The sequence below is a fragment of the Georgenia ruanii genome, assembly GCF_009193175.1.
In the GTDB taxonomy this organism is placed as follows: domain Bacteria; phylum Actinomycetota; class Actinomycetes; order Actinomycetales; family Actinomycetaceae; genus Georgenia; species Georgenia ruanii.
In genome coordinates, this window is record NZ_VUKE01000015.1 from 1 (window position 1) to 24,209 (window position 24,209).

At 73.6% G+C, this 24,209-nt stretch carries 24 protein-coding genes and 1 pseudogene; 10 read left to right on the top strand and 15 right to left on the bottom strand.

The window, feature by feature from the left end:
* Together GD880_RS14340 and GD880_RS14345 are read right to left on the bottom strand one after the other, a co-directional pair.
* Positions 1-460, bottom strand: a pseudogene (locus GD880_RS14340) (IS1380 family transposase); the annotation flags it as partial.
* Between the two features lie 42 nt (positions 461-502).
* Positions 503-1,015: a LysE family transporter gene (locus GD880_RS14345; protein WP_193314526.1), complete on the bottom strand. Its 513-nt coding sequence runs from the start codon at positions 1,013-1,015 to the stop codon at positions 503-505.
* A 236-nt stretch (positions 1,016-1,251) separates the two neighbouring features.
* On the opposite strand from GD880_RS14345, the gene GD880_RS14350 reads away from it, so the two are divergent.
* A complete protein-coding gene (locus GD880_RS14350) occupies positions 1,252-2,118 on the top strand; it encodes a hypothetical protein (RefSeq protein ID WP_152232305.1) in 867 nt (288 codons plus the stop codon).
* On the top strand, positions 2,088-2,759 hold the full coding sequence (locus GD880_RS14355; RefSeq protein WP_152232306.1) for a leucine-rich repeat domain-containing protein: 672 nt from the start codon (positions 2,088-2,090) through the stop codon (positions 2,757-2,759). The genes GD880_RS14350 and GD880_RS14355 overlap by 31 nt, the downstream gene beginning before the upstream one ends.
* A gap of 43 nt (positions 2,760-2,802) precedes the next feature.
* Here GD880_RS14355 and GD880_RS14360 read toward each other — a convergent pair whose 3' ends face one another.
* Complete coding sequence (locus GD880_RS14360) at positions 2,803-3,357, bottom strand: maleylpyruvate isomerase family mycothiol-dependent enzyme (protein WP_226909683.1); 555 nt, start codon at positions 3,355-3,357, stop codon at positions 2,803-2,805.
* A gap of 52 nt (positions 3,358-3,409) precedes the next feature.
* Here GD880_RS14360 and GD880_RS14365 point away from each other — a divergent pair, with 52 nt between their 5' ends.
* Genes GD880_RS14365 through GD880_RS14375 form a run of 3 tightly spaced genes read left to right on the top strand, consistent with a single transcriptional unit; the run spans position 3,410 to position 5,650 of the window.
* A complete protein-coding gene (locus tag GD880_RS14365; protein ID WP_226909684.1) occupies positions 3,410-4,249 on the top strand; it encodes a helix-turn-helix domain-containing protein in 840 nt (279 codons plus the stop codon).
* Positions 4,250-4,296: 47 nt separating this feature from the next.
* A complete protein-coding gene (locus GD880_RS14370; protein WP_152232308.1) occupies positions 4,297-4,785 on the top strand; it encodes a YlcI/YnfO family protein in 489 nt (162 codons plus the stop codon).
* Between the two features lie 40 nt (positions 4,786-4,825).
* Complete coding sequence (locus GD880_RS14375) at positions 4,826-5,650, top strand: DUF4097 family beta strand repeat-containing protein (RefSeq protein ID WP_152232309.1); 825 nt, start codon at positions 4,826-4,828, stop codon at positions 5,648-5,650.
* 61 nt (positions 5,651-5,711) lie between these two features.
* On the opposite strand, the gene GD880_RS14380 is transcribed toward GD880_RS14375, so the two are convergent.
* Entirely contained in the window at positions 5,712-6,554 is an 843-nt protein-coding gene (locus tag GD880_RS14380) for a formate/nitrite transporter family protein (protein ID WP_152232310.1), read from the bottom strand.
* 149 nt (positions 6,555-6,703) lie between these two features.
* On the opposite strand from GD880_RS14380, the gene GD880_RS14385 reads away from it, so the two are divergent.
* On the top strand, positions 6,704-7,135 hold the full coding sequence (locus GD880_RS14385; protein ID WP_152232311.1) for a VOC family protein: 432 nt from the start codon (positions 6,704-6,706) through the stop codon (positions 7,133-7,135).
* 59 nt (positions 7,136-7,194) lie between these two features.
* Here the strand turns inward: GD880_RS14385 and GD880_RS14390 are convergent, their stop codons facing one another.
* Positions 7,195-8,823: a S49 family peptidase gene (locus tag GD880_RS14390; RefSeq protein ID WP_226909685.1), complete on the bottom strand. Its 1,629-nt coding sequence runs from the start codon at positions 8,821-8,823 to the stop codon at positions 7,195-7,197.
* Positions 8,824-8,952: 129 nt separating this feature from the next.
* Here GD880_RS14390 and GD880_RS14395 point away from each other — a divergent pair, with 129 nt between their 5' ends.
* Positions 8,953-9,522: a TetR/AcrR family transcriptional regulator gene (locus GD880_RS14395; RefSeq protein WP_152232312.1), complete on the top strand. Its 570-nt coding sequence runs from the start codon at positions 8,953-8,955 to the stop codon at positions 9,520-9,522.
* A gap of 134 nt (positions 9,523-9,656) precedes the next feature.
* Positions 9,657-10,262: a nitroreductase family protein gene (locus tag GD880_RS14400; RefSeq protein WP_152232313.1), complete on the top strand. Its 606-nt coding sequence runs from the start codon at positions 9,657-9,659 to the stop codon at positions 10,260-10,262.
* 54 nt (positions 10,263-10,316) lie between these two features.
* On the opposite strand, the gene cofC is transcribed toward GD880_RS14400, so the two are convergent.
* The 4 genes from cofC to GD880_RS14420 all read right to left on the bottom strand — a co-directional run bounded on the left by cofC (position 10,317) and on the right by GD880_RS14420 (position 13,988).
* On the bottom strand, positions 10,317-11,000 hold the full coding sequence (gene cofC, locus GD880_RS14405) for a 2-phospho-L-lactate guanylyltransferase (protein ID WP_152232398.1): 684 nt from the start codon (positions 10,998-11,000) through the stop codon (positions 10,317-10,319).
* Positions 11,000-11,926: a 2-phospho-L-lactate transferase gene (cofD, locus tag GD880_RS14410; RefSeq protein WP_152232314.1), complete on the bottom strand. Its 927-nt coding sequence runs from the start codon at positions 11,924-11,926 to the stop codon at positions 11,000-11,002. Before cofD ends, cofC begins: the two co-directional genes overlap by 1 nt.
* Positions 11,927-12,015: 89 nt before the next feature.
* On the bottom strand, positions 12,016-12,267 hold the full coding sequence (locus GD880_RS14415) for a hypothetical protein (protein WP_152232315.1): 252 nt from the start codon (positions 12,265-12,267) through the stop codon (positions 12,016-12,018).
* 14 nt (positions 12,268-12,281) lie between these two features.
* Positions 12,282-13,988, bottom strand: a complete 1,707-nt coding sequence (locus tag GD880_RS14420) for a sodium:solute symporter family protein (RefSeq protein WP_152232316.1) — start codon at positions 13,986-13,988, stop codon at positions 12,282-12,284.
* A 212-nt stretch (positions 13,989-14,200) separates the two neighbouring features.
* Between GD880_RS14420 and GD880_RS14425 the strand changes: the two genes are divergently transcribed.
* Together GD880_RS14425 and GD880_RS14430 are read left to right on the top strand one after the other, a co-directional pair.
* A complete protein-coding gene (locus GD880_RS14425; protein WP_152232317.1) occupies positions 14,201-15,118 on the top strand; it encodes a PfkB family carbohydrate kinase in 918 nt (305 codons plus the stop codon).
* Between the two features lie 472 nt (positions 15,119-15,590).
* Positions 15,591-16,247: a DoxX family protein gene (locus tag GD880_RS14430; protein ID WP_452176749.1), complete on the top strand. Its 657-nt coding sequence runs from the start codon at positions 15,591-15,593 to the stop codon at positions 16,245-16,247.
* Between the two features lie 34 nt (positions 16,248-16,281).
* Here the strand turns inward: GD880_RS14430 and GD880_RS14435 are convergent, their stop codons facing one another.
* From GD880_RS14435 to GD880_RS14460, 6 genes are read right to left on the bottom strand one after another with little or no spacing between them, the layout of a single operon-like run.
* A complete protein-coding gene (locus GD880_RS14435) occupies positions 16,282-17,700 on the bottom strand; it encodes an LLM class flavin-dependent oxidoreductase (RefSeq protein ID WP_264372288.1) in 1,419 nt (472 codons plus the stop codon).
* Entirely contained in the window at positions 17,697-19,022 is a 1,326-nt protein-coding gene (locus GD880_RS14440) for an acyl-CoA dehydrogenase family protein (RefSeq protein ID WP_152232318.1), read from the bottom strand. The genes GD880_RS14435 and GD880_RS14440 overlap by 4 nt, the downstream gene beginning before the upstream one ends.
* A 2-nt stretch (positions 19,023-19,024) precedes the next feature.
* Positions 19,025-20,659 (bottom strand): dipeptide ABC transporter ATP-binding protein, encoded by a 1,635-nt coding sequence (locus tag GD880_RS14445; RefSeq protein ID WP_152232319.1) that lies wholly within the window; start codon positions 20,657-20,659, stop codon positions 19,025-19,027.
* Positions 20,656-21,555: an ABC transporter permease gene (locus tag GD880_RS14450; RefSeq protein ID WP_152232320.1), complete on the bottom strand. Its 900-nt coding sequence runs from the start codon at positions 21,553-21,555 to the stop codon at positions 20,656-20,658. The genes GD880_RS14445 and GD880_RS14450 overlap by 4 nt, the downstream gene beginning before the upstream one ends.
* Positions 21,552-22,478 (bottom strand): ABC transporter permease, encoded by a 927-nt coding sequence (locus GD880_RS14455; RefSeq protein WP_226909687.1) that lies wholly within the window; start codon positions 22,476-22,478, stop codon positions 21,552-21,554. The genes GD880_RS14450 and GD880_RS14455 overlap by 4 nt, the downstream gene beginning before the upstream one ends.
* Positions 22,475-24,145 carry an ABC transporter substrate-binding protein gene (locus GD880_RS14460; protein ID WP_193314527.1) on the bottom strand — a complete coding sequence of 557 codons (1,671 nt, stop codon included), beginning with the start codon at positions 24,143-24,145 and terminating at the stop codon, positions 22,475-22,477. Before GD880_RS14460 ends, GD880_RS14455 begins: the two co-directional genes overlap by 4 nt.
* Between the last annotated feature and the right edge of the window lie 64 nt (positions 24,146-24,209).

The following is a 24,209-nucleotide window of genomic DNA, read 5'->3' on the forward strand; positions in this document are numbered from 1 at the left end:
ACGCCGCGGCCTGCTTGGCGTAGCCGTGGACCTCCCGGATCGTGTCGTCGACGTCGACGAACGCGATGTCCTCCGCGCCCGCGCCGCTGACCAGGACGGGAACTTTTCGAGCGAGCCCCGCCAGCAGCGCGCCGCTGATCTTGTCGAGCTGCTGGACGTGGCCGTGGGTGAACGAACGCAGGAACGTGCCCAGCGTCGACGGTGCCCGCACCCCGGCGAACAACCTGCCCATCCCGCCATGACGCAGCAGGTTCAGATCATCGATCGAGTCCGCCCCGGCGAGCATCCCGCCGACCACGCTCGCCGCCTTCACCCCCGCGTTGGGCGAGGGCACCGTCAACCCCTCGAGGAGGTCGTGCAGACCAGCGGCCTCGGCCAGCCGCAGCGCCGGCACCAGACCCGCCGCCGACACCAGATTCGACTCATCAAAGACCGGGCGAACCGTGTGAGAGGGTTTCACTTACGAGGTGCCCTTCTGGGTGGTCGGATCTCGACGTCGCAATCAAGATCTTCCCCGCCCGGAAGGGCTCTCTCGTTCTACGCCACGCTCACCACACCGGTGGATCAGGGCTGAGGCGCTGATGGTCGACCCCGCCACGAGCGCGGCGAAGTAGATCACGGTGGCGGGGTTGACCAGCGTGAGCGCGAAGACCGTGGCGAACGCCCGGCCCGGGGACGTGCGCGGGGCGGCCCGGCGTGGGACGGCGGACGCGCCGTCGGGCTCGCGAGGCCGCAGCGCGGGCCGCACCAGCCACAGCGCGAGCCCGACGAGGACGACGGCGGAGCCCCAGCGCAGCGGCTGGGCGACGGCGGCGATGGCCGGTGCGACGAGGGCGCCCACGAACACGGCGACCGCGGCGTAGAGCCCGTCGACGAGCGCGGCGCCGAGCCCGCCCGCGGCCGCCGTTCGCCACCCCTGCTGGGAGCCGAGGGTGAGCAGGTACGCCGCGATGGCGCCGACCGGGATCGCGATGGCGTAGCCGGCGGCGACGCCCGCGAGGAGCGCGGCGGTCATGGCGGCGGCCGGCGCGGGCCGGGCGCCGGGTACGGGGAGGCGACGGGCACGGCGCAGGTATAGCAGGGTGCGCCCCACGGCCGCCCCGTTACGCCCGCGGAGCGCACGGCTCGGCACAGCGCGTGCGCAGCTGCCGAGCTGGCGGAACGGTACGCCCGCCGGCGGGCCGGGTCGAGCCCCGACATCACCCAGTGGCGGTCGCAGGGGCATCCGGACGACCCCGGTACCGTCGGGCCGTGATCCTCACGCGCGCCTGGCTGGCCGCCGCGGTGCTCGCCGCGGTCGCCGCGATGGTGACCGCCGCGCCCCGCCTCGCCATGGCCCTCACGCCCTTCGCCGCCCTGGTGGTGCTCCTCGGCCTGCTGCCGCTCCTGCTGGCCGTCACGTCCGCGCGGCGGGGCGCGGTGGCCGGCGTGCTCATCGCGGTCGGCGCGGCCCTGATGGTCGCGGGCGCGCTCCTGGCCGCGCGGCACGACTTCCTCGACCTGCGCCTGGCCCTCCTCAGCTGGGGGATCCTGGCCCGCGCGCCCCAGGCGCTCGCCCCGCTCGGCGGGATCGCCACCGGGGCGGCGCTGGTCCTGGCCGGGACCGCGGCGCTGCGCCGGCGCCGCCCGGCCGTGGCGGCCCTCCTCGGGGCGGCCACGGCCACGGTGTTCGCCGCCGTCTGCGCGGCATCGTCCGTCCGGCGGGCGGGGGGAGCGCTGCTGGTCATGGACCGCTCGGGGCTCGTCGTCGCCGGGGTGCTGCTCGTGACGGCGCTCGTCCTCCTCGTGGGTGCCGTCGCCCGGGTCATGCCCGCGGCGCCCGCCCGGACGGCGCCGCGATCGGCGGCAGCGCGCCCGCGCGGCGCCGCACCGGTCGCATCGCCGCCGCCGTCGCGGGCGCGGGGCTCCTGGTCGCCGCGGCCGTCGGGTGGTGGCAGCACTTCGGCCCGCGGTACCGGCCGGCCGAGGTCTTCCCCGACCCCGCGCTGGCCTCGTGCGTGGCGGTCGCCCTGGACCGGGCCCCGACCGCCACGGTCTCGGCGCGCGACCTGGCCGGCCTGCACTCCCTCGACTGCTCCGGCACCGCCGTGCCCGGGGGCGGCGCGATCACCGACCTGACCGGGCTGGAGCTCCTGCCCTCCCTGGCCACCCTGGACCTCAGCACGAACCGGGTGCACGACCTGCACCCGCTGACGCGGTTGGCGAAGCTCGGCGACCTGCGCCTGACCGGCAACGAGGTCACCGACCTGGGCCCGCTGGCGGGCCTCCCGCTCACCAACCTCGGCCTGTCACGCAACGCCGTCACGGACCTGGCGCCGCTGGGTGAGGTGCCGACGCTCCGCTGGCTGGGCCTCGCCGGCAACCGGGTGCACGACCTCCGGCCGCTCGCCGCCCTGCCGGTCCTCGTCGAGCTCGACCTCACCGACAACCGGGTCGACGACGTCACCGCCCTGGCCGCCAACACCGCCCTCGAGCGGCTCACCCTGCGCGGCAACGGCGTCGCCGACCCCTCGCCCCTCGGATCGCTGCCCGCGCTGACGATGCTCGACCTGCACGGCAACGCCGTCGCCGCGGCCACCACGTTGACCGGCTTCCCGGCCCTGTCCGAGCTCTGGCTCGGCGAGAACCCGCTGGTGGACGTGACGCCGTTGACGGCGCTCCCGGCCCTGACCGGCGTCGATCTCGAGGGGCTGGCGCCGAGCACGCCGGGCATCACCGAGCTGCGAGAGGCCGGCGTCTACGTCGGTGGACGAGCCTGACGCCGGTGGCCGACCCCGCCCGGCCCCTTCGGCCCGGCGGGGCCTACCCCTGCCGCCCCATCCGTGCCAGCAGCCGCACGTGCCGCGGCGCGTCGGCCGGGGCGGTGACGCCGGCTCGGCAGACGCCATCGTCGTAGAGGTGCTCCCCGAAGCCGTCCAGCGCCCGCTCGACCCGGTCGAGCTCGTCCACGGTCCAGGCGACCTCGAGGCCGTGGGCCCGGGCGAGGTCCCAGCGGTGCACGAGCAGGTCGAAGCCGTAGAACCGCGCCAGCGTGTCCGCGACGGTGACCCGGCCGAAGACGCCGTCGAACTCCTGCGCCATGAAGGCACGGTCGGCGACGATCGCCCGCATCGCTCCGTGATGGGCGGCCCACGCCTCCGCCACGGCGCCCTGCGGCGGGGCGTCGAGCGCGCGGCCCTGCCGCGCGAGGAAGTCGCGCTGGGTGTCCATCACGTGCCTCACCACGTCGGCCGCCGTCCAGCCCTCGCACGGGCTCGGCGCGGTCCAGTCGCCGCCGGCGCGCACCACCTCGTCGAAGCGGGCGGCATCGGTCTCGAACTGGTCGAGCAGGTCATCCAGGGTTGTCATGGTCTCCATGGCGTCGACTCTGCCCGCCGGCGATGGCCGCAGTCTTGAAAGAATCCGACACGTGAGCGAACCGCGACGGATCGACCCGGTCGAGCGGGCGCACCTGCGCGACGCCGAGGGGTACGCGCCGCCGATCTCCCGCTACACGCCGTCGCCGGACCTCGGCGGCCTCGTCCGCCGGTACTGGCTGCCGGTCTGGTCCCTGCCGCCGGGGCACCGCTCGGTGCAACGGGTGCTGCAGTACCCGGTCTGCCTCCTCGTCGTCACCGACGCCGATGCCTGGCTGGTCGGGCCCGTGGCCGGCCTGTCGACGCAGGAGCTCGCCGGCACCGGCTGGGCGGTGGGGGCCATGCTGCAGCCCGCGGCCGGCTCCCTGCTCCTGGGCGGCCCGGTCACCGCGGTCACCGACCGGCGCGTCGACCTCGGCGCCGTCGCGGGCCTCGACGGCACGGCGCTCGCACAGGCGGTCCGCGACGCCGTCGGCGACGCCCCGGCCGACGGGCAGCGCCAGCGCGCCGCCGTCGCCGTGATCGAGGCCGCGCTGGGCCCGCTGCTCCCGGTCGACGAGGAGGGCGCGCTGGTCAACGCGATCGTCGAGCACGTCGAGGCCGACCCGACGGTGCAGCGGGTCGCGCAGCTGTGCGCCAGGTTCGGCCTCACCGAGCGCACCCTCCAGCGGCTCACCGCCCGCCGGATCGGGCTGTCGCCGAAGTGGCTCATCCAGCGCCGCCGCCTGCACGACGCCGCCGAGCGGCTGCGCGTGGTCCCGGAGGGGCGCAGTCCCGGCCTGGCGCGGCTGGCCAGCGAGCTTGGGTACGCCGACCAGGCCCATTTCGCGCGCGACTTTCGCACGGCCACCGGCCTGACGCCGCGGGAGTTCGCGGCCGAGCCGCGGAGATGACATCACATGGCTTGACGTGACGTCACACTGACGCCATAGTGATGCCCATGGACATCACGCCGTACGTCGAGAGCCTGCGCCAGGACCTGCTCACCGCGGCCGAGGCGGGGGGCGCGGAGACCCGCGCCGCCGCCGAGCGGCTGGTGCCGGGCCTGGAGCCGGCGGTGCGCCTCGCCCTCATGGACGCCCTGTCCCAGGCGGCAGCGGAGATCACCAGCGAGCTCCCGGCGGGGTCGGTGGAGGTCCGGCTGCGCGGACGCGAGCCCGAGCTGGTCGTCGACGTCCCCGAGGCGCCCGCCGCGGCGCCGCTGCCGCCCGAGGACGAGGACGACGGCGAGACCCTCGCCCGGATCACCGTGCGCATCCCCGAGTCCGTCAAGGCGCGCGCCGAGGAGCTCGCCGCGCGCAGCGGACGCTCGCTCAACAGCTGGATCGTCGGCGCGCTGCGCGCCGCCACCCGCGAACGCGTCATCGACATCGACCTGTCCGGCACGTCGCCCCGCCAGCGTGGGCGTCGCATGACCGGCTGGGTCTGAGCCCACCACCCGGCCGACCGGCCGGCCAGAAGGAGACACCATGCACCAGGCGTTCCCCACCCCCGGCCCTGTCGAGCTCTACGTCGAGCTCGGCGCCGGCCGCCTCACCGTCCGCGCCGGCGAGGTCACCGAGACCGCGGTGACCGTCGAGGGCCGCGACGCCGACCAGGTGAGCGTGGACCACCACGGCAACCAGGTCACGATCCTCGCGCCCCGGCGCTGGATGGACCTCCTCGGCGCGTTCCGCGATCTCGCGGTGACCGTCGACCTGCCCGCGGGCAGCACGCTGGCCAGCAAGCTCGGCTCCGGTGACCTGCGGGCGACCGGCCCGCTCGGACCGACGCGGGTGCGCAACGGCTCCGGCAGCGTCCGCCTCGCCGAGCTGCGTGGCTCCGCCGTCGTCGAGAGCGGGTCCGGCGAGATCACCATCGGCGCGGCGCTCGGCGACCTGCGGGTGCGCTCGGGCTCGGGCGACGTCCGGGTCGAGCGGACGGGCGGCAGCGTCGGCATCGTCACGGCCTCCGGCGACGTCGTCCTGGGCGAGACCGACGGCGACGTCGTCGCGCGCACCGCCTCCGGCGAGATCAACCTGCGCGACGCCCGCTCCGACGCCCGGCTGACCACCGCCTCGGGCGACATCACCGTCGCCGCCGTGCACCGCGGCGAGATTCGCGCCAAGGCGGTCTCCGGCGACGTCCGGGTCGGCGTCCCGCGCGGGATCCCGGTCTGGACCGACGTCAGCAGCATCAGCGGCAAGGTGGTCTCCACCCTCGAGGGCGCCGGCCGACCCGCCGAGGGCCAGGACTTCATCACGGTCCGGGCCTCCACCGTCAGCGGCGGGGTCTACCTCGACCAGCTGACCTGACGTCGGCGACGGCGGACCGGTCGTTCGCGCCCGGCCCGGGCCGACCTGGGGGCCGGCGACGTCAGCTCGCCGACCGGCCGTCCTCCTGGTCCCCGCGCACGCTGGACCACTCCATCTGCAACCGTTCCTTGCTGCGCACCAGCCGCAGCAGCGTGACCAGCCCGAGCCCGCCGACGACGTTGCCGACCACCGTGTAGGCGAACCACTGCGCCCACTGGCCGTAGCCGAACCCCGCCCGGCCGGTGTGCAAGGCACCGAAGATGAGCAGCGAGTCGAGGACGGAGTGGAACAGCTGTCCGCCGGCGAGCAGGAAGGCCGCCGCGACGGCCGCGGCGATCTTGGCCGGCATGGAGTCGGTGCCGTGCTGCATCCGCGTCATGAGGGTGATGACCGCGCCTCCGAGGACGGCGAGGCTGAGCGACTGGACCGACAGCGGGGCCGTGGCGAAGTGGCTGCCCGCCCCCACCAGGGGCGCCGCCAGGCCCGGGAAGGCCGCGACGATCAGCCACATCATGAGCCAGCCGCCCACGAGGTTGGCCACCAGGGTCCCGCCCCACAGCCTGAGCATCTGCGACCAGTGAGCCCGGCGGGCGGCCACCGTGAGCACCGGGATGAGGAAGCCCTCGGTGAACAGCTCGCTGTGGCCCAGGAGCAGGGCGAGGAAGCCGATCGAGAACGCCAGCCCGGCGAGCAGGTGGCTGTCGGTCTGCTCGAGCACGAGCAGGAACGCCAGGACCCCGACGGCGACCTCGGTGCCGCCGAAGAACCCGGTCACCAGCACCTCGCGCCACGGCCGGTGCAGCCGCTGCACCCCCTCCTCGACCTGCCGGTCGAAGGCTTCCTCGAGCTCGTCCTCCATGGGGCCGCCGGTGTGGCCGAGCTGGCGGCGGTCGACGTTCGACATGACGCCCTCCCGGGCCGTGGTGCGTGGCGCGAGCAGTCTGCCACCGGCCCGGAGCGCCCGCCGCCGGGAACGAGGACCGCAGGGCGCCCCGAACCGGGCCGCCTCGGCGATGATGGAGGGACCTGACCGCGCGCCGAGGAGCACCCACCATGAGCCAGCGGATCCACTTCATCACGGTCGCCACCAAGGACCTCGACGCCGGGCGCCGCTTCTACCAGGACGGGCTCGGCTGGGAGCCGCTCATGGACGTGCCGGACGAGATCATCTTCTTCCAGGTGGCGCCCGGCCTGGTGCTCGGGCTGTTCCAGGCCGACAAGTTCGTCCAGGACCTCGGCGGCGCCGTGCTCGGCACCGACGTCTCGGGCCTCATGCTCTCCCACAACGTCGAGAGCCCCGAGCGGGTGCGCGCCACGGTGGAGAAGATGGTCGCCGCGGGCGGGACCGTCCTCAAGCAGCCGACCCAGAGCGACTTCGGCGGCATCTTCCACAGCCACGTGCAGGACCCCAACGGCGTGATCTGGGAGATCGCGCACAACCCCGGCTGGCACCTGGAGCCGGACGGCACCGTCGTCTTCGAGTAGCCGCGGGAGGCGGCTCTCGCGACGGGCGCCGGCCGGGCGTGGGCTCGGGGCGGGCCGGCTCAGCGGATGGTGACCGACCGGTCCAGCCAGGTGAGCACCTGCTCCTGACCGAAGGGCCACAGCCCGCCGAGCGGGGCGGCCGGCTCGGCGAACGTCGGCGTGCCGGGCAGGGCCAGGGGCGCCCGAACGGCGTGCACCGGGGCGTCGTCGGGCAGCCCGGCCAGGCGGCGGGCCGCGGCGACGCCCGCCTCGAGATCCCCGAGCTCGTCGACCAGGCCCACGTCGACGGCGTCGCGGCCGCTCCAGATCCGGCCGCGGCCGATCTCGTCGACCCGTTCCGGGCTCAGCCCGCGGCCGGCCGCCACCCGCGCCACGAACCGGTCGTAGACCTCCCGCATCATCCGCTCGGCCCAGGCGCGCTGGTCGTCGCTGAAGGCGCGGGCGGGGCTGGCGAACAGCGCCCGCTCCCGGCCCACCGCCTCGGGGTTGAGCCCGTGGCGCTCGTTGAACTGGGCGAGCACCGGCTTGCCGACCACCACCCCGATGCTGCCGGTGAGGGTGAACGGGCTGGCGACGACGTGCGCGGCCTGGGCGAGCACGTAGTACCCGCCCGAGCCGGCGACCTCGCCCATGACGGCGACGACGGGCTTGGGGCTGGTGGCCACCGCCCGGCCGATGAGGTCCGAGGCCAGGGCGGAGCCGCCGCCGGAGTCGACGAAGAGCACGATCGCGCCGATGCGGTCGTCGCGCTGGGCCCGCCGCAACGCGGCGACGACGGTGTCCGCGCCCGCCTGGGGCCCGCCGAGGATCGGCAACGGCGGGCCGCCGCGGCTGCGGCCCGTGACGATGATCCCCACCACCGGCACGACGGCGATCCCGGTGGCCCTGCGGGTGAGCTTGCGCGCGGACAGCTGCGGCCGCATGAGCTCGAGGGCCCGGACCCAGTGGTGGTCGACCGGGGTGGCGATCTCGTCGTCGTAGGCGATGCGGGTGATGAGCCCGGCGTCGAGCAGCTGCCGGGCGCTGCTGAAGTCGGCGTCGAACCAGCCGCGGGCCGTCGCCCGGTCCGCGACGCGGGCGTCGGCGACCGCCGCGAGCCAGCTCTCCTCCGCCGAGGCGACGTAGGCGGTGAGCTGCTCGCGGTTGTATTCGTCCATGCGGTCCTGGGAGTACGGCGTCAGCGCGGACTTGTACTCCCGGATGCGCAGGTTCTCGAACGCGATGCCCTTGCGGCTGAGGAACGAGCCGAAGAAGGTCTGCTCGGCGGCGAACCCGGGGACGGCGACCTCGGCCGACTCCGGCGCCACCACCTCGGCGAGGCGCGCGGTGACCAGCAGGCTGCGCATCGACACCTGCGGGAGGTACCCGACCACCCGGGTCTTCTCGGCGAGGCGGCCGAGCAGCGCGCCGATCGCGGACGACGTCGCCAGGCCGGCCGTGAACCCGGAGACGCGCACGAGGACCCCGCGCACCCAGCCGGCGTCGCCGAGGCGCTCGAGCCGGGCCGCGAGCGCCTCGAAGGTCTCGGTGCGCTGCAGCAGCGCCTGCACGCCGCCGGCGGTGCGGTGGGTGGGATAGCTGCCGTGCAGGTCGAGCACCACCCAGTCCGGGCCCTCCCCGGCCGAGTCACGGCCGAGGGCGATGCGGACCATCTCGGGCAGGCGCGGCAGCTCCGGCAGGCGCGGCATGCCGCCCAGGGTATCCGGGCCCCGGCGCGCCCGGCGCGGGTCCGTCACCAGCGCTGCCCGACGAAATCTGTCTGAACAAATCACACCTTTTGCGGACACCCGCCCTCGGTTTACGCCATGATGGGGGGCATGCACGCCGAGCACGTCGACCCCCGCACCCGCCGCACCGTCACCGCGCTGCGCACCGCCCTGCTCGAGCTGGCGGGCAGCACGCCGGTCGGCGAGATCGACATCTCCACCCTGTGCCGCACCGCCGGGGTGCACCGCACCACCTTCTACAAACACTTCGCGACGGTCTCGGACCTCGGCCGCTGCCTCGTGACCGGACTGCTCACGCGGATCGACGACCCGGCGATCGCCGTCGAGGGGGGCTTCTCCGGCTGGCTCACCGCCGTGCTCGAGCAGGTGGCCGGGAACCGCCACGTCTACCGCTACATCCTCACCGACCGCGGCGACCCGGCGGTGCAGCGCCTGCTGTGCGAGCGGCTCACCGCCGCCACGCACGCCGCCCTGGTCGCCGCGGCGGCACGCGGCGAGGACCTCGACATGGACCCCGCCGCCCTCGCCGGCGCCCTGGGGTACGGCTGCTACGGCCTCGTCGAGGCCGCACTGGCCGACGACACGCTCGACATCCGCGAGACCGTCGACGGCATCGTCGCCCTGCTGCCCGACCCGCTGCGCCCGGTGCTCGTCGCCTGACCTCGCGGGCCGGCGTCGCCCCACGGGCCAACGTCGCCCCCACCGGGCCGGCGTCACCCCGCCGGCCTCGCGGAGGCATCGACTCCCGGCGCGGTGCGCTCCCCGCCCTCGGGGCGGCGGGGATGATCGGCGTCATGGAGTTCCAGGAGGTCGTCCGCCGACGCCGGATGGTGCGCCGCTACTCCCCCGACCCGGTCGCCCCGGCGGCGGTGGACCGGCTGCTGCGCAACGCCGCGCGCGCCCCCAGCGCCGGCTTCAGCCAGGGGTGGGCGTTCCTCGTCCTCGACCGGCCCGCCGAGGTCGAGCGCTTCTGGGCCGCCGCCACGCCCCCGGAGCGCCTGGCCCGGCCGGACGCCTGGCTCACCGGCATGCGGACGGCACCGGTCGTCGTCGTCGTGCTCACCTCCAAGACCGCCTACCTGGATCGCTACGCCGAGCCGGACAAGGGCTGGACCGACCGGGACGAGGCGCGCTGGGCGGCGCCGTACTGGTGGGTGGACGCCGGCATGGCGTCGCTGCTCCTGCTGCAGACCGCGGTCGACGAGGGGCTGGGCGCGTGCTTCTTCGGCGTCCCGCCCGGCCGGGTGGACGCCCTGCGCGCGGAGTTCGGCGTCCCCGCCGACCACGCCCCGGTCGGCGCGGTCACCGTGGGCCACCCCGCGCCGGCCCCGGCCCGCGGCTCGGCCGCCTCCCGCCCCCGGCGCCCGGCCGCGGAGGTCGTCCACCGCGGACGCTGGTGACCAAGCCGTTGGTGACCGAGCCGCTGATGACCATGCGGCCCCGAACCCGGCGGGTCAGGAGACCTCATGGGGCGTCCCGACGACGGCGGAGCGGAGCCGGTCCCGCACGTCGCCGGGCAACGCGGCCCAGTCCTCGGGGGTGTCGAGGTCGGCCGCGGTCCCGGCCCGGCGCACCAGCTCCACGCCCAGGCCGAGCCGGGCGGCCTCGGCCGCGTGCGCGGCGCGGCTGCCGGGGCCGAAGCGGAACGCGAAGCTGCGCGCGTCGGTGTCGAGGACCAGGGCGTTGGTGCCCTCCCCGGCGCGGTCCGGGGCCAGCACCACCGGCGCGGCGGGGGCGAGCAGCGCTCGGACGTCCGCGGCCGTCAGCAGCGGCAGGTCGGCGTGGGCCACGAGGAGCCGGGAAGCGCCGGCCGCCGCCGCGGCGTCCCGGCCCAGGGCGACGGCGGCGTTGAGGCCGGGCCGGTCCGGCGGCTGGGGCACGAGGCGCAGCCGCGGGGCGGGCTCGAGGGCCCGGGCGGCGAACCCGGGGTCGCCGGTGACGACGAGCACCGGCACCTCGGCGAGCAGCGCGCCGACGACGTGCCGGGCCAGTACGGTGACGAGCCGCTCGCGCTCGGCGGCGCCGAGCACGCCCGCCAGGCGGGTCTTCCCGCCCGCGCGCAGGGGGACGACGGCGACGGCGACGTTCCCGGCGTCCGCACCCGGCCGGTGCGTCGCGCCGCTCCCGGCGTCCGGCATCACGCCGCGGCGAGCAGCTCGTGCGCGAGCCGCTCGCGGTCCTCGGCGCCCCCCAGCACGGTCCGGGTGACCACGACGTCCATGCCCAGGGCCCGGATGGCCGGGGCCAGCGCGGCGTCCTGCTCGTCGATGACGAGGACGTCCAGCAGCCCCTCGTACAGCCGCGCCACGCCCAGGGCGGAGACCTCGTGGCCCAGCGCCTCCAGCATGGCGGCGGCCGGGCCCTTGAGCGCCTGCCCGCCGACGATGGGGCTGACGCCCACACGGCGCGCCGAGGTGGCGGCCAGCGCCGCGCGCACGCCGGGCACGGCAAGGATCGGGCCGATGCTCAGGAACGGGTTCGACGGGCCGAGCACGACGACGTCCGCCGCCAGCGCCTCGAGCACGCCGGGGGCGGGGGCCGCCTGCTCCACGCCGTCGAGCACCACCGACCGCACCGCGTCGCGGTGCCGGCGGGCGACGAAGTACTCCTGGAACGGCAGCAGCCCGGCGTCGGTCTCGACCTGGGTGGCCACGCGGTCGTCGGTCATGGGCAGCAGCCGGGCCCGCACGCCGAGGGCGGCCGTGAGCTCCGCCGTCACCTCGGACAGGCGCGCCCCGGCCCGCAGCAGCGCGGTGCGCCGGACGTGGGTGGCAAGGTCCTGGTCGCCGAGGGTGAACCAGGTGTCCGCGCCGAGCCGGCCCAGCGCGCCGAGGGTGGCGAAGGTGTCGCCGTCGACCCCCCATCCGGTGGCGCGGTTGATCAGGCCGGCGAGGGTGTACATGACGGTGTCGAGGTCCGGGCTGATGGACAGCCCGTAGATGACGGCGTCGTCGCCGGTGTTGGCGACCACCGTGAGGTCCTCGACCGCGCGCGCGAGGCCCTCGGCGAGCTTGGCGCCGCCGCCGCCGCCGGAGAGCAGGGTGACGGTCGGAGCTGCGGGCACGAGGGCAGCATAGGCGCCGCGCCGGGTCCGGCGGACGACGCACCCGTGGGGAGCCGCGACCGGACGCGGCCCAGGGGACGAGGCGCCGACTAGGCGCGCGGCTCCTCGCCCGGCGCGCGCTGCACCACCAGCGGGCGCAGCCAGGCCCAGAGGAGGAAGACCGCCGCGACGACGATCAGCCCGATGCCGGCGATGAGGTTGGCGTTGATGCCGCCGGTCTTGGCGAACTCGGGGTCGGCCACCAGGCCCATGAGCACCAGGACGACCCCGTAGAACCCCAGCAGGATCCCGATGACGTTGCGGATGTCGAACGCGCCGACCTTCCGCTTCTCCTTCTGCATGCGTGGTACCTCCGTCAGGCGAAGATGATGTTGAGGATGATGACGAGCGCGAGCGAGACGCCGGCGAGCGGCACCGGGCGGCGCCACCAAGGCAGCCGGACGGACACGACGTCGCGCAGGTTCTCCTTCGGCGTCAGGGAGTAGACGAACCCGACGAGCTCCGCCTCCGGCTTGCGTCGGGTGAAGGTGGAGACGACGAGGCTGACGATGATGTCGACGACGAAGGCGGCGCCGGCGGCGACGAACGCGGAGCCCTGGCCCGGAAGGGTGATGACGTCGGCCTGGTGGAGGATGAAGACCGTCAAAGCGGCGAGCGTGCCGAGCACCAGGCCGGACCAGCCCGCGGCGGGCGTCATGCGCTTCCAGAACATGCCCAGGATGAACGTCGCGAAGAGCGGCGCGTTGAAGAACCCGAAGAGGGTCTGCAGGTAGTCCATGAGGTTCTGGTAGTTCGACGCGATCAGGGCGGTGAAGATCGCGACGATGCAGGCGAGCAGGGTGGCGATGCGGCCGGCGCGCACGTAGTAGGCGTCGCTGCGGTCCTTGACGACGTACTCCTGCCACAGGTCCTGGGTGAAGACGGTGTTGAAGGCGGAGACGTTGGCCGCCATGCCGGCCATGAAGGCCGCGAGCAGGCCCGCGATCGCCAGTCCCAGCAGCCCGTTGGGCAGGACCTCCTTCATGAGCAGCAAGATCGAGTCGTTGTAGGTCACGCCGCTGGTCGAGGGGGTTCCGGCGTACTGGGCGGCCTTGTACTCCGACAGCGAGGGCACGAGGACCGCGGCGATCATGCCGGGGATGACGACGATGAACGGGACGAACATCTTTGGGAACGTGCCGATGATCGGGGTCTTGCGGGCCGAGGTGATCGAGTCCGACGCCATCGCCCGCTGGACCTCGACGAAGTTCGTCGTCCAGTACCCGAACGAGAGCACGAAGCCGAGCCCGAAGACGATGCCGATGACGGATGCCAGGTCGGAGCTGAACCCGGTCAGCTCGGTGGCCGGCCAGGAGTGCAGCTGCTGCCCGTCCCCCGGGCCGGCGGTCACCGCGGCGACCAGGCCGTTGACGCCGCCCACCCGGTGCAGGCCGACGAGCGTGAGCGGGAGGAGGCCCGCGACGATGACGAAGAACTGCAGCACCTCGTTGTAGATGGCGGCGGAGAGCCCGCCGAGGGTGATGTAGCTCAGCACGATCGCGGCCGCGATCACCAGGGAGTAGATCAGCGGCACGCCGAGCAGGGCGTTGAGGATCTTGCCGAGGAGGAACAGGTTGACCCCGGCGATGAGCAGCTGGGCGAGGGCGAAGCTCAGCGAGTTCACCAGGTGCGCGCCGACGCCGAAGCGGCGGAGCATGAACTCCGGCACCGAGCGCACCTTCGAGCCGTAGTAGAAGGGCATCATCACGATGCCGAGGAACAGCATGGCCGGGACCGCGCCGATCCAGAAGTAGTGCACGGTCGGCATGCCGTACTGGGCGCCGTTGGCGGACATGCCCATGATCTCGACGGCGCCGAGGTTGGCGGAGATGAACGCGAGCCCCGTCACCCAGGCGGGCAGCGCGCGGCCGGAGAGGAAGAAGTCGATCGACGTCGAGACCCGCCGCCGGGCCGCCAGGCCGATGCCGATGACGAAGACGAAGTAGACGACGATGATCACGAGGTCGATCCACCGCGCATCGATGCGCAGCGCCGGCGACCCCAGCTGAGCGGCGAACGTCATGGGTCACTCCCTCTACTCGCCGGGTGACGGCGGCGCCTCCACGCTGCCCCCGCCCTGTGTGCTGACCTGTCGGCCCCCGGTTCCGGGCCCCTCCCGCGCTGGCAAACAGGATCGTGCGATTCGTCCCATCCGGCCACCGGAGGACGACGACCGCTCCCGGTCGCACCCGCGCCGCACCCCCGGCACGATTCGGACGGCGGGAGGTGGGCCTGATGGCTGACGTGGCGGTGATCGGACAGGTGGCGCGAGACCTGGTGCTCGCCGTCGACGAGCTGCCCGGACCGGGGGCCGGCGCGCCGGTCACCGCGCGCCTCGAGCTGCTCGGCGGCGCCGCCAACCAGGCCGTCGGGTGCCGCCAGCTGGGCCGCTCGGCCGCGCTGGTCGGTGTGGTGGGGGACGACGAGGCGGCGTCGGTGATCATCCGCCAGGCCGGGGACGACGGGCTGGACACCTCCGCGGTGGTGGCGCGGGGCGGGGCGATGACGGCGCTGTACGTCGACGTCGTCGAGCGCGGCGGCACCCGCCGGCTCCTCGAGCACGTGCCCGACGGCGTCCGGCTCACCCGGGACGACGTCGCGGCGGCCCGGGACGTGCTCACCGCCGCCCGCGCGGTGCTGATCCAGCTGGGTCAGCCGGGACCGGCGGTGCTCGAGGCCGCACGGGTCGCGACCGACGGCGGGACGTTGGTCGTGCTCGACGGGTCCTTCGCGGACGCGTCGGTGCGCGAGGAGGTACTCGCCCGGGCCACGGTGGTGCGCGCCGACGCCGGGGAGGCCGCCGAGCTCCTCGGACGCACGGTGACCGGCGTCCCCGAGGCCCTGGCCGCGGCCCGGCGGCTGCTGGACGCGGGCCCGTCCTTGGTCGCCCTGGCCGTCGGCCAGGAGGCGAACGTGCTCGCCTGGCCCGGTGGGCACAGCGTGATGCCGCTGCTCGGTGGCCGTCGGGTCGACCCGACCGGCGGCGGGGACGCCTTCCTCGCCGGGCTGGTCACCGCGCTGCTGGACGGCCAGGACCCGGAGACCGCCGGCTGGTGGGCGTCCGCGGCCGCCGCCCTGACGGTGGGGCGGCTGGGCGGCCGGCCGGACCTCGCCGTCGACCGGGTGGCCGAGGCGGCGCGCCGGGCCCGGTAGCCGCTCCGCGCGGCTCGAGCCACGGCGCGCCCCCCGGCGTCGCCGCCTTGCCCGCCCCGGCGGCCGGTGCGAGCCTGGGCGTGTCCGGCCGACGGCTGGCCGGCCGGTTCCCTCGAGGACGAAGGGACGACGGCTCATGAGCCACATGCGTGCGCGGCCGCTGGCCGCGATGGCGAAGGGCGCCTCGGAGAGGCGGCAGCATCGGGCCACGGGATCGATGGCCAGAGGGTGGGCCACGGGACCGATGGCGACAGGGAAGCGGGCGGCGGCCGCCATGGCGCTGGGTGCCATGGGACGCCGGTCGATGGCTGCCGGCGGCCACGGGCCGATGGCTGCCGGTGGCCACGGGCCGATGGCTGCCAGCCGGCACGGACACGGACACGGGCACGGGCCGATGGGCATGATGCCCGGGGGGCCCGGGGCCGCCGTCGTCCGGGCGATGCTGGTGAAGAAGGCCCTGTCCCGGAGCCCCATGGGGCGGGCCGAGATGGCCGCCTTCGTGAAGGGCGCGCTCCTGGCGGAGCTGGCGCGGTCGGGGGCGTTCCGCGGGACCACACGCGTGCCGCCGGGGGCCGAGGCCACCGCGACCGCGCTGCGGGACGCCGGGCTGCTCGTGCTGCGCACGGGCGTCGGCGGGGTGCTCCTCGCCCACGGCTGCCAGAAGCTGTTCGGCTGGTTCGGCGGCGGGGGCGTCGCGGGCACCGCGGCGGCGTTCGAGCAGATGGGCTTCACCCCGGGCGCGCCCAGCGCCGTCGCCGCCGGGCTCGGCGAGGCCGGCGGCGGGACGCTCATCCTGGTGGGCCTGGCCACCCCGGTCGCCGGCGCGGCGGCCACCGGCACGATGATGGCCGCCTCCGCCGTGCACTTCCCCGCCTTCTTCGCGCAGCAGGGCGGGTACGAGTACACCGCGCTGCTCGCCGTCTCCACCGCCGCCCTGGCCCTCACCGGCCCCGGCGGCTGGTCGCTCGACGCCCTGCTCGGCTACCGCCTGAACAAGCCGTGGATGTCCGTCGTCGGCCTGGTGGCCTCCGCCGTCGCCGCGACCGCCGTGCTGCAGCGCCGGGCGCAGCACCTCGCGAGCGCCCCGCCGCCGGGCCCGCCCACCATGGAGGGCGAGCCGGAGGGCTGAGACCCCCGGCCCGCCCGCTCGTGCAGCGATCGGGTCAGCGTCCCGCCAGCGCCGTCTCCACCGCCCGCAGCTCCTCGGCCTCCTGCCACGAGCGCGGCCCGGAGGCGAACGCGCCCCGGTACCGGGCGGCCGGGTGGCGGTCGTTGACGAGGTCGGTGCCGAAGAGCTTGTGCCGCAGGGTGCCCTCGGCGTACTCGGTCTTGGCCAGCCCCCGGCGCTGCAGCGTGGGCAGGAGCCGCTCGTTGAACTCCTCGTACGTGCCCGGCAGGCGCAGGTTCATGAGGTTGATGCCGTCGACGCCGGCCGCCTGCCACGCGGCGAGCCGGTCGGCGATCTCCTCGGGGGTGCCGGCGACGTAGGCGTTGTGCAGCCGGGCGTGGGCGAGGTCGGCCAGGGTCGGCTCATGGTCAGGCGTCGCCCGGCGCAGCCACTCCACGTGGGCCCGGCCCCCGTTGTTGGGGATGTCCTTGAGGAGCGTGTCATCGGGCAGGCGGGTCCCGTCCGGCAGGATGCCCAGCGAGGCGTGCGTGAGGTAGCCGGTGACCGAGGCGTACTCCAGGTACTCCGCCTCCTTGGCGGCCACCTCGGCCGGGGTGGCACCGACGACGAGGGTGAGGCCCTGGAAGAACGTGATGTCCTCGGGCCGGCGGCCGGCCGCGACGGCGAGCCCCCGGGTCCGGCTCACCTGGTCCCGGGCCACGTCGGGGTTGGGCGTGACGATGAAGACGGCCTCGGCGTTCTCCGCCGCGAAGCGGGTGCCGCGGGGGGAGCCGCCCGCCTGGAAGAGCACCGGGGTGCGCTGCGGGGACGGCGCGGGCAGGTGCGGGCCCTCGACGGTGTACCGGGGGCCCGAGTGGTAGATCTTGTGGATCTTCGCCGGGTCGGCGAACCGGCCGCCCGCCTTGTCCTTGAGCAGGGCGCCGTCGTCCCAGGAGCCCTCCCACAGCTTGTAGGCCACCTCGAGGTACTCGTCCGCCCAGTCGTACCGGGCGTCGTGCTCCGCGAGCGCCGGCAGGCCGAAGTTCCGCGCGGCGTTCTCCTGGGTGGAGGTGACGATGTTCCACGCGATCCGCCCGCCGGAAAGGTGGTCGAGGGTGGAGACCTGGCGGGCGAAGTTGAACGGGTGGTTCTGCATCACGTTGGAGGTGTAGGCCAGCCCGAGGTGCCGGGTGTGCGCCGCGAGCGCGCCGAGCAGCACGGCCGGGTCGTTCGACGGGATCTGCAGGCCCTCGTGGACGTTGTCCACGTACTGCCCGTCCGCCGGGCCGTACAAACCGCTGACGTCGGCGAAGAAGATCGCGTCGAACAGCCCGGCCTCGAGGGTCTTGGCCACGTCGATCCACAGGTTGAGGTCGTCGAACTCCGCCTGACGGGCGTCCGGGTGGCGCCACTGCCCGTGGTGGATGTGCGAGGCGGTGTTCATGACGAAGGCGTTGAAGAGCAGGTGAGTCACTGCGCTGGCTCCTTGTTCTGCGTGGAGGTGGCGACGCCCACGGCGCCGACGAGGTCAGGGATGCCTCCGTTGACGGCGTGGTCGCCGACGACGCGCGCCCGGTAGACGAGGGGGTTGTGGGAGAGGATCGTGCGGGCGTTCCGCCAGTGACGGTCGAGCGCCGACCCGATCCGCACCGCTGACGACCCCAGTGCGTCGAAGAGGTGGGTGGATGCGCGCAGCACCAGATCGGCCAGCACGACCTGGACGCGGTAGACGTCGAGCTCGACGCGGTAGGTCTCCTCGAGGGAAGGGGTGCCGGCGCGGGAAGTTTGCTCGTACTCGGCCCGGGCTCTCGCGAAGGCGGGAACCGTGGACAGCACCAGGGCCCGAGCGCCGTGGGCCGCACTGACGACCTCTCCGACCACCTGCAGGATCTGTGGATCCTCACGGGCGAGATCGGCGTTCCCGTGGCTGTAGACCCGCTTCCGGGTCTGCACCGCCTCCGCCGTCTCCTCGGACAGCCGCTGGGCGATCCCGGCCGCGGCAGCGAGCAGGACGACCTGGTACACGGCGCCGAGATAAGTCAGGCGCTCGGAGCGACGCTGCAGCGCATGCGGTTCGACGACCGCGTCGGTGAACACCGTGGTCCCGGTCCCGGTGAGCTTCTGCCCGAACCCGTCCCAGTCATCACTCATCTCGACACCCGGCTGGTCGGTGGAGACCAAGACGTTGACCTGCTCGCCGTCCTCCAACGAGGCGGAGACATCGATCCAGTCGGCGAAGACGCTGCCCGTCGAGTAGAACTTCCGCCCCGTGAGCCGCCAACCGTCGCCGGCGGGGGCCAGCACGGTCTGCTTCTTCAGCAGCGGCGTGCTACCGGGCTCGGTCGAGGCGTTCCCGACGATGTCCCCACGACCGAAGCGGGACAGCCACAGGTCTCGCGTCGAGCTGGGCGGTGCGGTGAGCTTCTCCTCGACGACGGCGATGTGCCCCCGGTAGAGATGGGCGACGTTCGGGTCGGCGGCCCCGAGGTCGATGAGCAACGCAAGGAGCTGTTCCCAGGTCGCCCCGTGGCCGCCGAACCTCTGAGGCACGCGCAGCGCGCCGAAGCGCACCTCTCGCAGCCAATCCACCGGCTCGAAGGGCAGCACGCGGCCGAGCTCCCGTTCGAGGGCGGTGGCGGCGATGCGCTCGAAGACGGGCCGGAAGACCGCCTCAAGCTCCGAGTCGGTGGGCGGAGCCTCGTGGCGGTGACTGCGGTGAGGACCGGGCAGAACTTCGGCCACGTCCGCTTCTGCCGTCGTGTCGAGGGATGTCCGGTCGTCCTGGGCGGTCGACATCGTCATACGGTGACTACTTCCTTCTGGGTTGCGATGCGCGGGATGGCCGAGATGAGGTCGCGGCTGTAGGGGTGCTGCGGGGTGCCGAACACGGCCTCGACGTCGCCGTGCTCGACGACGCGGCCGTCCTTCATGACGAGGACCCGGTGGCTGACGTGGTGGATGACGCCGAGGTCGTGCGAGATGAAGAGGTACGACACGCCGGTCTCGCGCTGGAGCTCGACCAGGAGATCGAGAACCTGCGCCTGGACCGAGACGTCGAGGGCCGAGACGGGCTCGTCGCAGACGATGATCCGCGGCTGCGGGGCAAGGGCACGGGCGATCGCCACGCGCTGTCGCTGTCCGCCGGACAGCTCGATCGGTCGCCGGCCGAGCACCGTGCTGGGCAACCCGACGGCGTCGAGCAGGTCGGCGCACCGTCGCCGGCGTTGTGCGCGGGGCGTTCCGGCGACACCCACCGCCTCGCCGAGCACCCGCGCGACGGTGTAGCGAGGGTCGAAGGAACCGAGCGTGTCCTGGTACACCACCTGGACGGCACGCCGCTGGGCGACCCGCTGGCGGTTGTCCAGCTCCGCCCAGGACCGCCCCTCGATCTCGACGTGCCCGGTGTCCGGTTGCGTCAGGCCGAGGAGGATCCGCGCGGTGGTGGACTTGCCGGAGCCGGACTCACCCACCAGGCCGAGGGTCTCCCCGGCCCTCAGCTCGAAGGAGACGTCCTCGACCGCGGCGTGGGCGTGACCGGCCGGGGAGGTGAAGGTCTTCGTCACGGCCTCGGCACGAGCCACGACAGTTTCGCGCGCCGCCGCCAGCCGGGGAGATCGGCCGCCGGGCACCGCGTCGATCAGTAGACGGGTGTAGTCCTGCTCCGGGGCAAGTAGGACCTGGGCGGCGGGCCCTTGCTCGACGATGTCGCCGTGGTTCATGACGGCGATGTGGTCAGCCAGGCGACTGACGACGGCGAGGTCGTGGCTGATGAGCAGCAGGGCCCTCCCCTCCGCCTTGAGCTGCTCGAAGAGGTCGAGAATCTGGGCCTGGACGGTTACGTCGAGAGCGGTCGTCGGTTCGTCGGCGATGATCAGGTCGGGGTCGCCGGCCAGTGCGGTGGCGATGAGGGCCCGCTGGCGCAGGCCGCCGGAGAGCTCGTGCGGCAGCTGGTCGGCGCGGCGCTCCGCGTCGGGGATCCCCGCCCGGGCGAGGCGCTCGACCGCCTGGGCACGTCGTTCAGTCCGGCTCAGCTCCGGCTGGTGAGCGTGGATCGCCTCCTCGACCTCACGCCCCACTGTGCGTAGGGGGTCGAGCGAGACGAGCGCGTCCTGGAGGACGAAGCCGATCCGGCGTCCGCGTACCGTGCGCCAGCCCCGTTCTCGCAGCGTGAGCAGGTCGGCGCCGTCAAGCTCCAGGCGCGTGGCCTCGACGGTCGCACTCGTGCCCGCCAGGCCGATCAGGGCCCGAGCGGTGACGGACTTGCCGGACCCGGACTCGCCGACGACGGCGAGGCACTCGCCTCGGCGCAGCTCGAAGGACGAGTCCCGGACGGTCGGGGCGGAGTGCCCGAAGCTCACGCGCAGGTTGGCGACGGTGAGCAGCGGCCGGGTGAGACTGACGTTCTCCGCGGCGTGCAGCAGCTGGGTGGTCATGCTCGTCTCCCTTCGAACTTCGCTTGCAGTGCCCTGCCGAGCACGCTCGTGCTCACGACCAGCGCGGTGATGGCCAGACCGGGGAAGGTGCCGTACCACCAGGCCTGCTTGAGGAACGTGCGGGAGGTCGCGAGCATCGAGCCCCACTCAGGAGCCGGTGGAGAGACGCCGAGGCCGATGAAGCTCAGCGCCGCGCCGGCAAGAGTCGCCGTGCCGATCCCGATGGTCGCGATGACGATGACTGGCCGAAGGGCGTTGGGCAGCACGTGCCGCAAGAGCACGTGGGTCCTGTGCAGCCCCAGGGCGTGAGCCGCTTCCACGTAGCTCGACCGGCGGACCGTCAGGGCCTGAGCCCGGATGACGCGGGCGTAGCTCGGAATGGTTGCCACGCCGATGGCGATGAGCGCATTGGTGGGGCCAGGACCGACCACCGCGATGATGACGAGCGCGAGCAGCATCTCCGGGAACGCGAGCCCGACATCGACGATGCGCATGAGCAGCGCATTGGTGACGCGGTGGCCGAGGGCGGCCGAAAGTCCGAGGAGCGTGCCGCCCGCGAGGGCGATAGCGACGGCACCGAAGCCCAGGATGAGCGAGTTCGCGGAACCGTGGACGATCCGGCTCAGGACGTCCCGCCCGTTCTCGTCCGTGCCCAGCAGGTGATCTCCGCTGGGGGCGGCGAGGATGCCCTGGGGGTTCACCTCGTCATACCCGTGGGGCGCGATGAGCGACGGCGCGAACGCCGACAGCACGAAGAACGCGAGGACGACGGCGGCGAGGCCGACGGTGATCCGCCGACCGGCGCCGGACCGCGGCGCTCGGCGGGCGGGGGACGCCGGTTGTGCGATCGGCCCCGGGTCCTGCAGCGGCGCCGCGGCTGTCTCGGTCGCGCTCATGCTGGCTGCTCCTTCAGACGGCGGTCGATGACCGGGTAGGCGAGGTCGACGAGAAGGCTGACGACGGCGAAGGTGGCGGCGCTGAGCAGCACGATGCCCATGACGACTGGCAGGTCCTGGCCCGTCACCGAGGCCAGGAGAAGCCGGCCGATGCCTTGCCTGTTGAAGAGCGTCTCGGTGACGACCGCCCCGCCCAGCAGGGCTCCGACGAGGTAGCCCGACGTTGTCAGGTAAGGCACTAGGGCGTGGCGCAGCGCATGGCGCACCCGCACGGCGGTGTCGCCCAGACCACGCGCTCTCGCACTGACGACGAACGGCTGCTCGAGCGCCTCCTCCAAGGCCGTGCGAAGCACCTGGGTGAGAAGACCCGCGATGGGCAGACCCAGCGTGAGCGCGGGCAGGACGAGCGAGAGCGGCTGGCCGCTGCTGATCGACGGAAACCAGCCCAGCCCGTACGAGAACGCGCTCAGGAGCAGGAGGCCCAGCCAGAAGGTCGGCGTCGAGGCCAGCGCAACCTCGAAGACGCCGGAGAGCCTGCGCACCGGGCGGCCGGCGGTGGCCAGGGCCACGACGACGGAGAGGACCACGGCTACCGCGGCGGCCCCCAGGGCGAGGGCAAGGGTCGGTCCGAACTGCTCGGCAATGGCCACCGACACGGGTCGCTGCAGCCGGTACGACGTGCCGAGGTCACCGGTGAGGAGTCCGCCGAGGTAGGTCGCGAGCTGGACGTACAGCGGCTGGTCCAGGCTGTAGTCCTGGCGGATCTGCGCGAGCAGATCCGCGGTGGGCTGGGCCTCCGGTCCGCCTGCGATGGCCAGTGCCGGATCTCCCATGGCGCGCAGCGCCACGAACGTGACCATCGCGGCTCCGAGCACGACGCCGATCGCTGCGAGCAGCCGGGCGCCGACTCGACGAGCCGTCACCGGTCGAGCCAGACGTCGAACCAGTACGGCTGGAGGTAGGCGTAGTCGAACGTCACGCCCCTGACGTCGTTGGGAAAGGCTGCCGTGCGGGGGTCGCCATAGAGCGGAACGCTCGGCACCTCCTCCACGAGCAGGGCCTGTGCCTGACGGTAGAGGTCCGTGCGCTCCGCCGGCTCGGTGGACTTCCGCGCGCGCTCGACCAGCTCGTCGAACTCGATGTTGGAGAAGTTGGAGACGTTCTGGCCGACGACCTCGTCGGTGGAGATGTTCGCCGAGGACCATCGCAGCCACAGCATGTCGGCGGTGTTGCTCGACCACAGGCCGGCGTAGAGGTCATAGTCCCCGGCCCACATGCGCTCGGAGAGCTGCTGATACGGCAGTAGCTCGATCGCGATCTCGATGCCCGCCTGCTTGGCCTGGGCCTGAGCAAGCTCGGCAAGCCGTTGGCGGGCGGCATTCGTACCGTCGAGGGGCAGGGTGGCGGTCAGGCGCTCGCCGTCCTTGGTCCGGTAGCCGTCGGTGTCCCGCTCCGTCCAACCGACCTGGTCGAGCAGCTGGTTCGCCAGCTCCAGGTCGTACGTCAGCTCCACACCCAGGTCGTCGGCGTAGTCCGGGGTCGAGGAGGTGAGGAAGTTCGACGCCTGCCACTGCCCGAACGACGCAGCAGCCACGATCTGCTCACGGTCGATGGAGTGGAGCAGCGCCTGCCGGACGCGCTTGTCGTCGAAGGGAGCGCGGCTGTTGTTGATGTGGAGGGCGAACGGCGTCCCAGGCCGGATCTCACGGATGAACCCGAATTCCTCGCTCTGCTCGAACTCGGCGACGTTCTCCGGCGGGACGAAGTCGATCGCGTCCACCTCACCGGACAGCAGTGCGTTGTACCGGACGGGGTCCTCGCCGACGAACAGGAGGTTCAGGCTGTCGACGTAGGCCGGCCCGTCGTGCGTCCCGGGCGGGCCCCAGTTGTAGTCCTCGTTGCGGACGTACTCGATGCTCTGGCCCTTGTTCCACTTCTTGACAATGAAAGGACCTGATCCGATCGGCGCGTCGCAGGTGGTCTCGGGCGACTCGGTGAGCTGCTTCGGCGAGAGCAGCGCGAAGTAGCTCTGCGCCAGGATGTTGACGAACGAGTTGTAGGGCTGCGTGAGGTGGACCTCGAGCGTGTACTCGTCCTTGACCACGGACTCCTGGTAGGGCTTGAAGTACGCGGCGGAGAGCTGTGACTTCGTCGCGGGGGTGACGATGTAGTCGAAGTTGACCTTCACGGCCTCCGCGTTGAGGGGGGTCCCATCCGTGAACGTCACGCCCTCGCGGATGTGCAGGGTGTACACCGTGCCGTCTTCTGAGACCTCGTAACCGGTCGCCAGCCACGGTTCGAACTTCCCGTCCGCGGTCTGCCAGAACAGGGAGTCGGAGTACGGGCGTGAGGTGATCACGCCTGCAGAGGCGTCGATCAGCGGGTTGATGCACGCGGGCTCCGCGCCGTTGGTCGCGACGGTGAAGTCGCCCCCCGGCTTCGGCTCGCCCGAGGGCTCGCCGGCTCCCGCGCCGGAGGCCCCGGAGCAGCCCGCGAGGACCAGGGCAACGCCCGCGAGGCCGACGGCTCCGGCGAGCGCCGGTCTTCTGCGGCCCGCGGTCGCAGGTCGGTGGCGGGTGGGTGAGGTCATGGGGTGCTCCTTGCGGTTGGACGGCTCGGCAACGAGCCGGGATCTGGGCATGCGAGGTCGGCAC

Bases quoted from the DNA above. Each gene is read 5' to 3' on its own strand.
- GD880_RS14345 (WP_193314526.1), bottom strand. From the start codon at position 1,015: ATGACCGCCGCGCTCCTCGCGGGCGTCGCCGCCGGCTACGCCATCGCG.
- GD880_RS14360 (WP_226909683.1), bottom strand. From the start codon at position 3,357: ATGGAGACCATGACAACCCTGGATGACCTGCTCGACCAGTTCGAGACC.
- GD880_RS14370 (WP_152232308.1), top strand. From the start codon at position 4,297: ATGGACATCACGCCGTACGTCGAGAGCCTGCGCCAGGACCTGCTCACC.
- GD880_RS14375 (WP_152232309.1), top strand. From the start codon at position 4,826: ATGCACCAGGCGTTCCCCACCCCCGGCCCTGTCGAGCTCTACGTCGAG.
- GD880_RS14380 (WP_152232310.1), bottom strand. From the start codon at position 6,554: ATGTCGAACGTCGACCGCCGCCAGCTCGGCCACACCGGCGGCCCCATG.
- GD880_RS14385 (WP_152232311.1), top strand. From the start codon at position 6,704: ATGAGCCAGCGGATCCACTTCATCACGGTCGCCACCAAGGACCTCGAC.
- GD880_RS14390 (WP_226909685.1), bottom strand. From the start codon at position 8,823: ATGCCGCGCCTGCCGGAGCTGCCGCGCCTGCCCGAGATGGTCCGCATC.
- GD880_RS14395 (WP_152232312.1), top strand. From the start codon at position 8,953: ATGCACGCCGAGCACGTCGACCCCCGCACCCGCCGCACCGTCACCGCG.
- GD880_RS14400 (WP_152232313.1), top strand. From the start codon at position 9,657: ATGGAGTTCCAGGAGGTCGTCCGCCGACGCCGGATGGTGCGCCGCTAC.
- cofC (WP_152232398.1), bottom strand. From the start codon at position 11,000: ATGCCGGACGCCGGGAGCGGCGCGACGCACCGGCCGGGTGCGGACGCC.
- GD880_RS14415 (WP_152232315.1), bottom strand. From the start codon at position 12,267: ATGCAGAAGGAGAAGCGGAAGGTCGGCGCGTTCGACATCCGCAACGTC.
- GD880_RS14420 (WP_152232316.1), bottom strand. From the start codon at position 13,988: ATGACGTTCGCCGCTCAGCTGGGGTCGCCGGCGCTGCGCATCGATGCG.
- GD880_RS14425 (WP_152232317.1), top strand. From the start codon at position 14,201: ATGGCTGACGTGGCGGTGATCGGACAGGTGGCGCGAGACCTGGTGCTC.
- GD880_RS14430 (WP_452176749.1), top strand. From the start codon at position 15,591: ATGGGGCGGGCCGAGATGGCCGCCTTCGTGAAGGGCGCGCTCCTGGCG.
- GD880_RS14440 (WP_152232318.1), bottom strand. From the start codon at position 19,022: ATGTCGACCGCCCAGGACGACCGGACATCCCTCGACACGACGGCAGAA.
- GD880_RS14445 (WP_152232319.1), bottom strand. From the start codon at position 20,659: ATGACCACCCAGCTGCTGCACGCCGCGGAGAACGTCAGTCTCACCCGG.
- GD880_RS14450 (WP_152232320.1), bottom strand. From the start codon at position 21,555: ATGAGCGCGACCGAGACAGCCGCGGCGCCGCTGCAGGACCCGGGGCCG.
- GD880_RS14460 (WP_193314527.1), bottom strand. From the start codon at position 24,145: ATGACCTCACCCACCCGCCACCGACCTGCGACCGCGGGCCGCAGAAGA.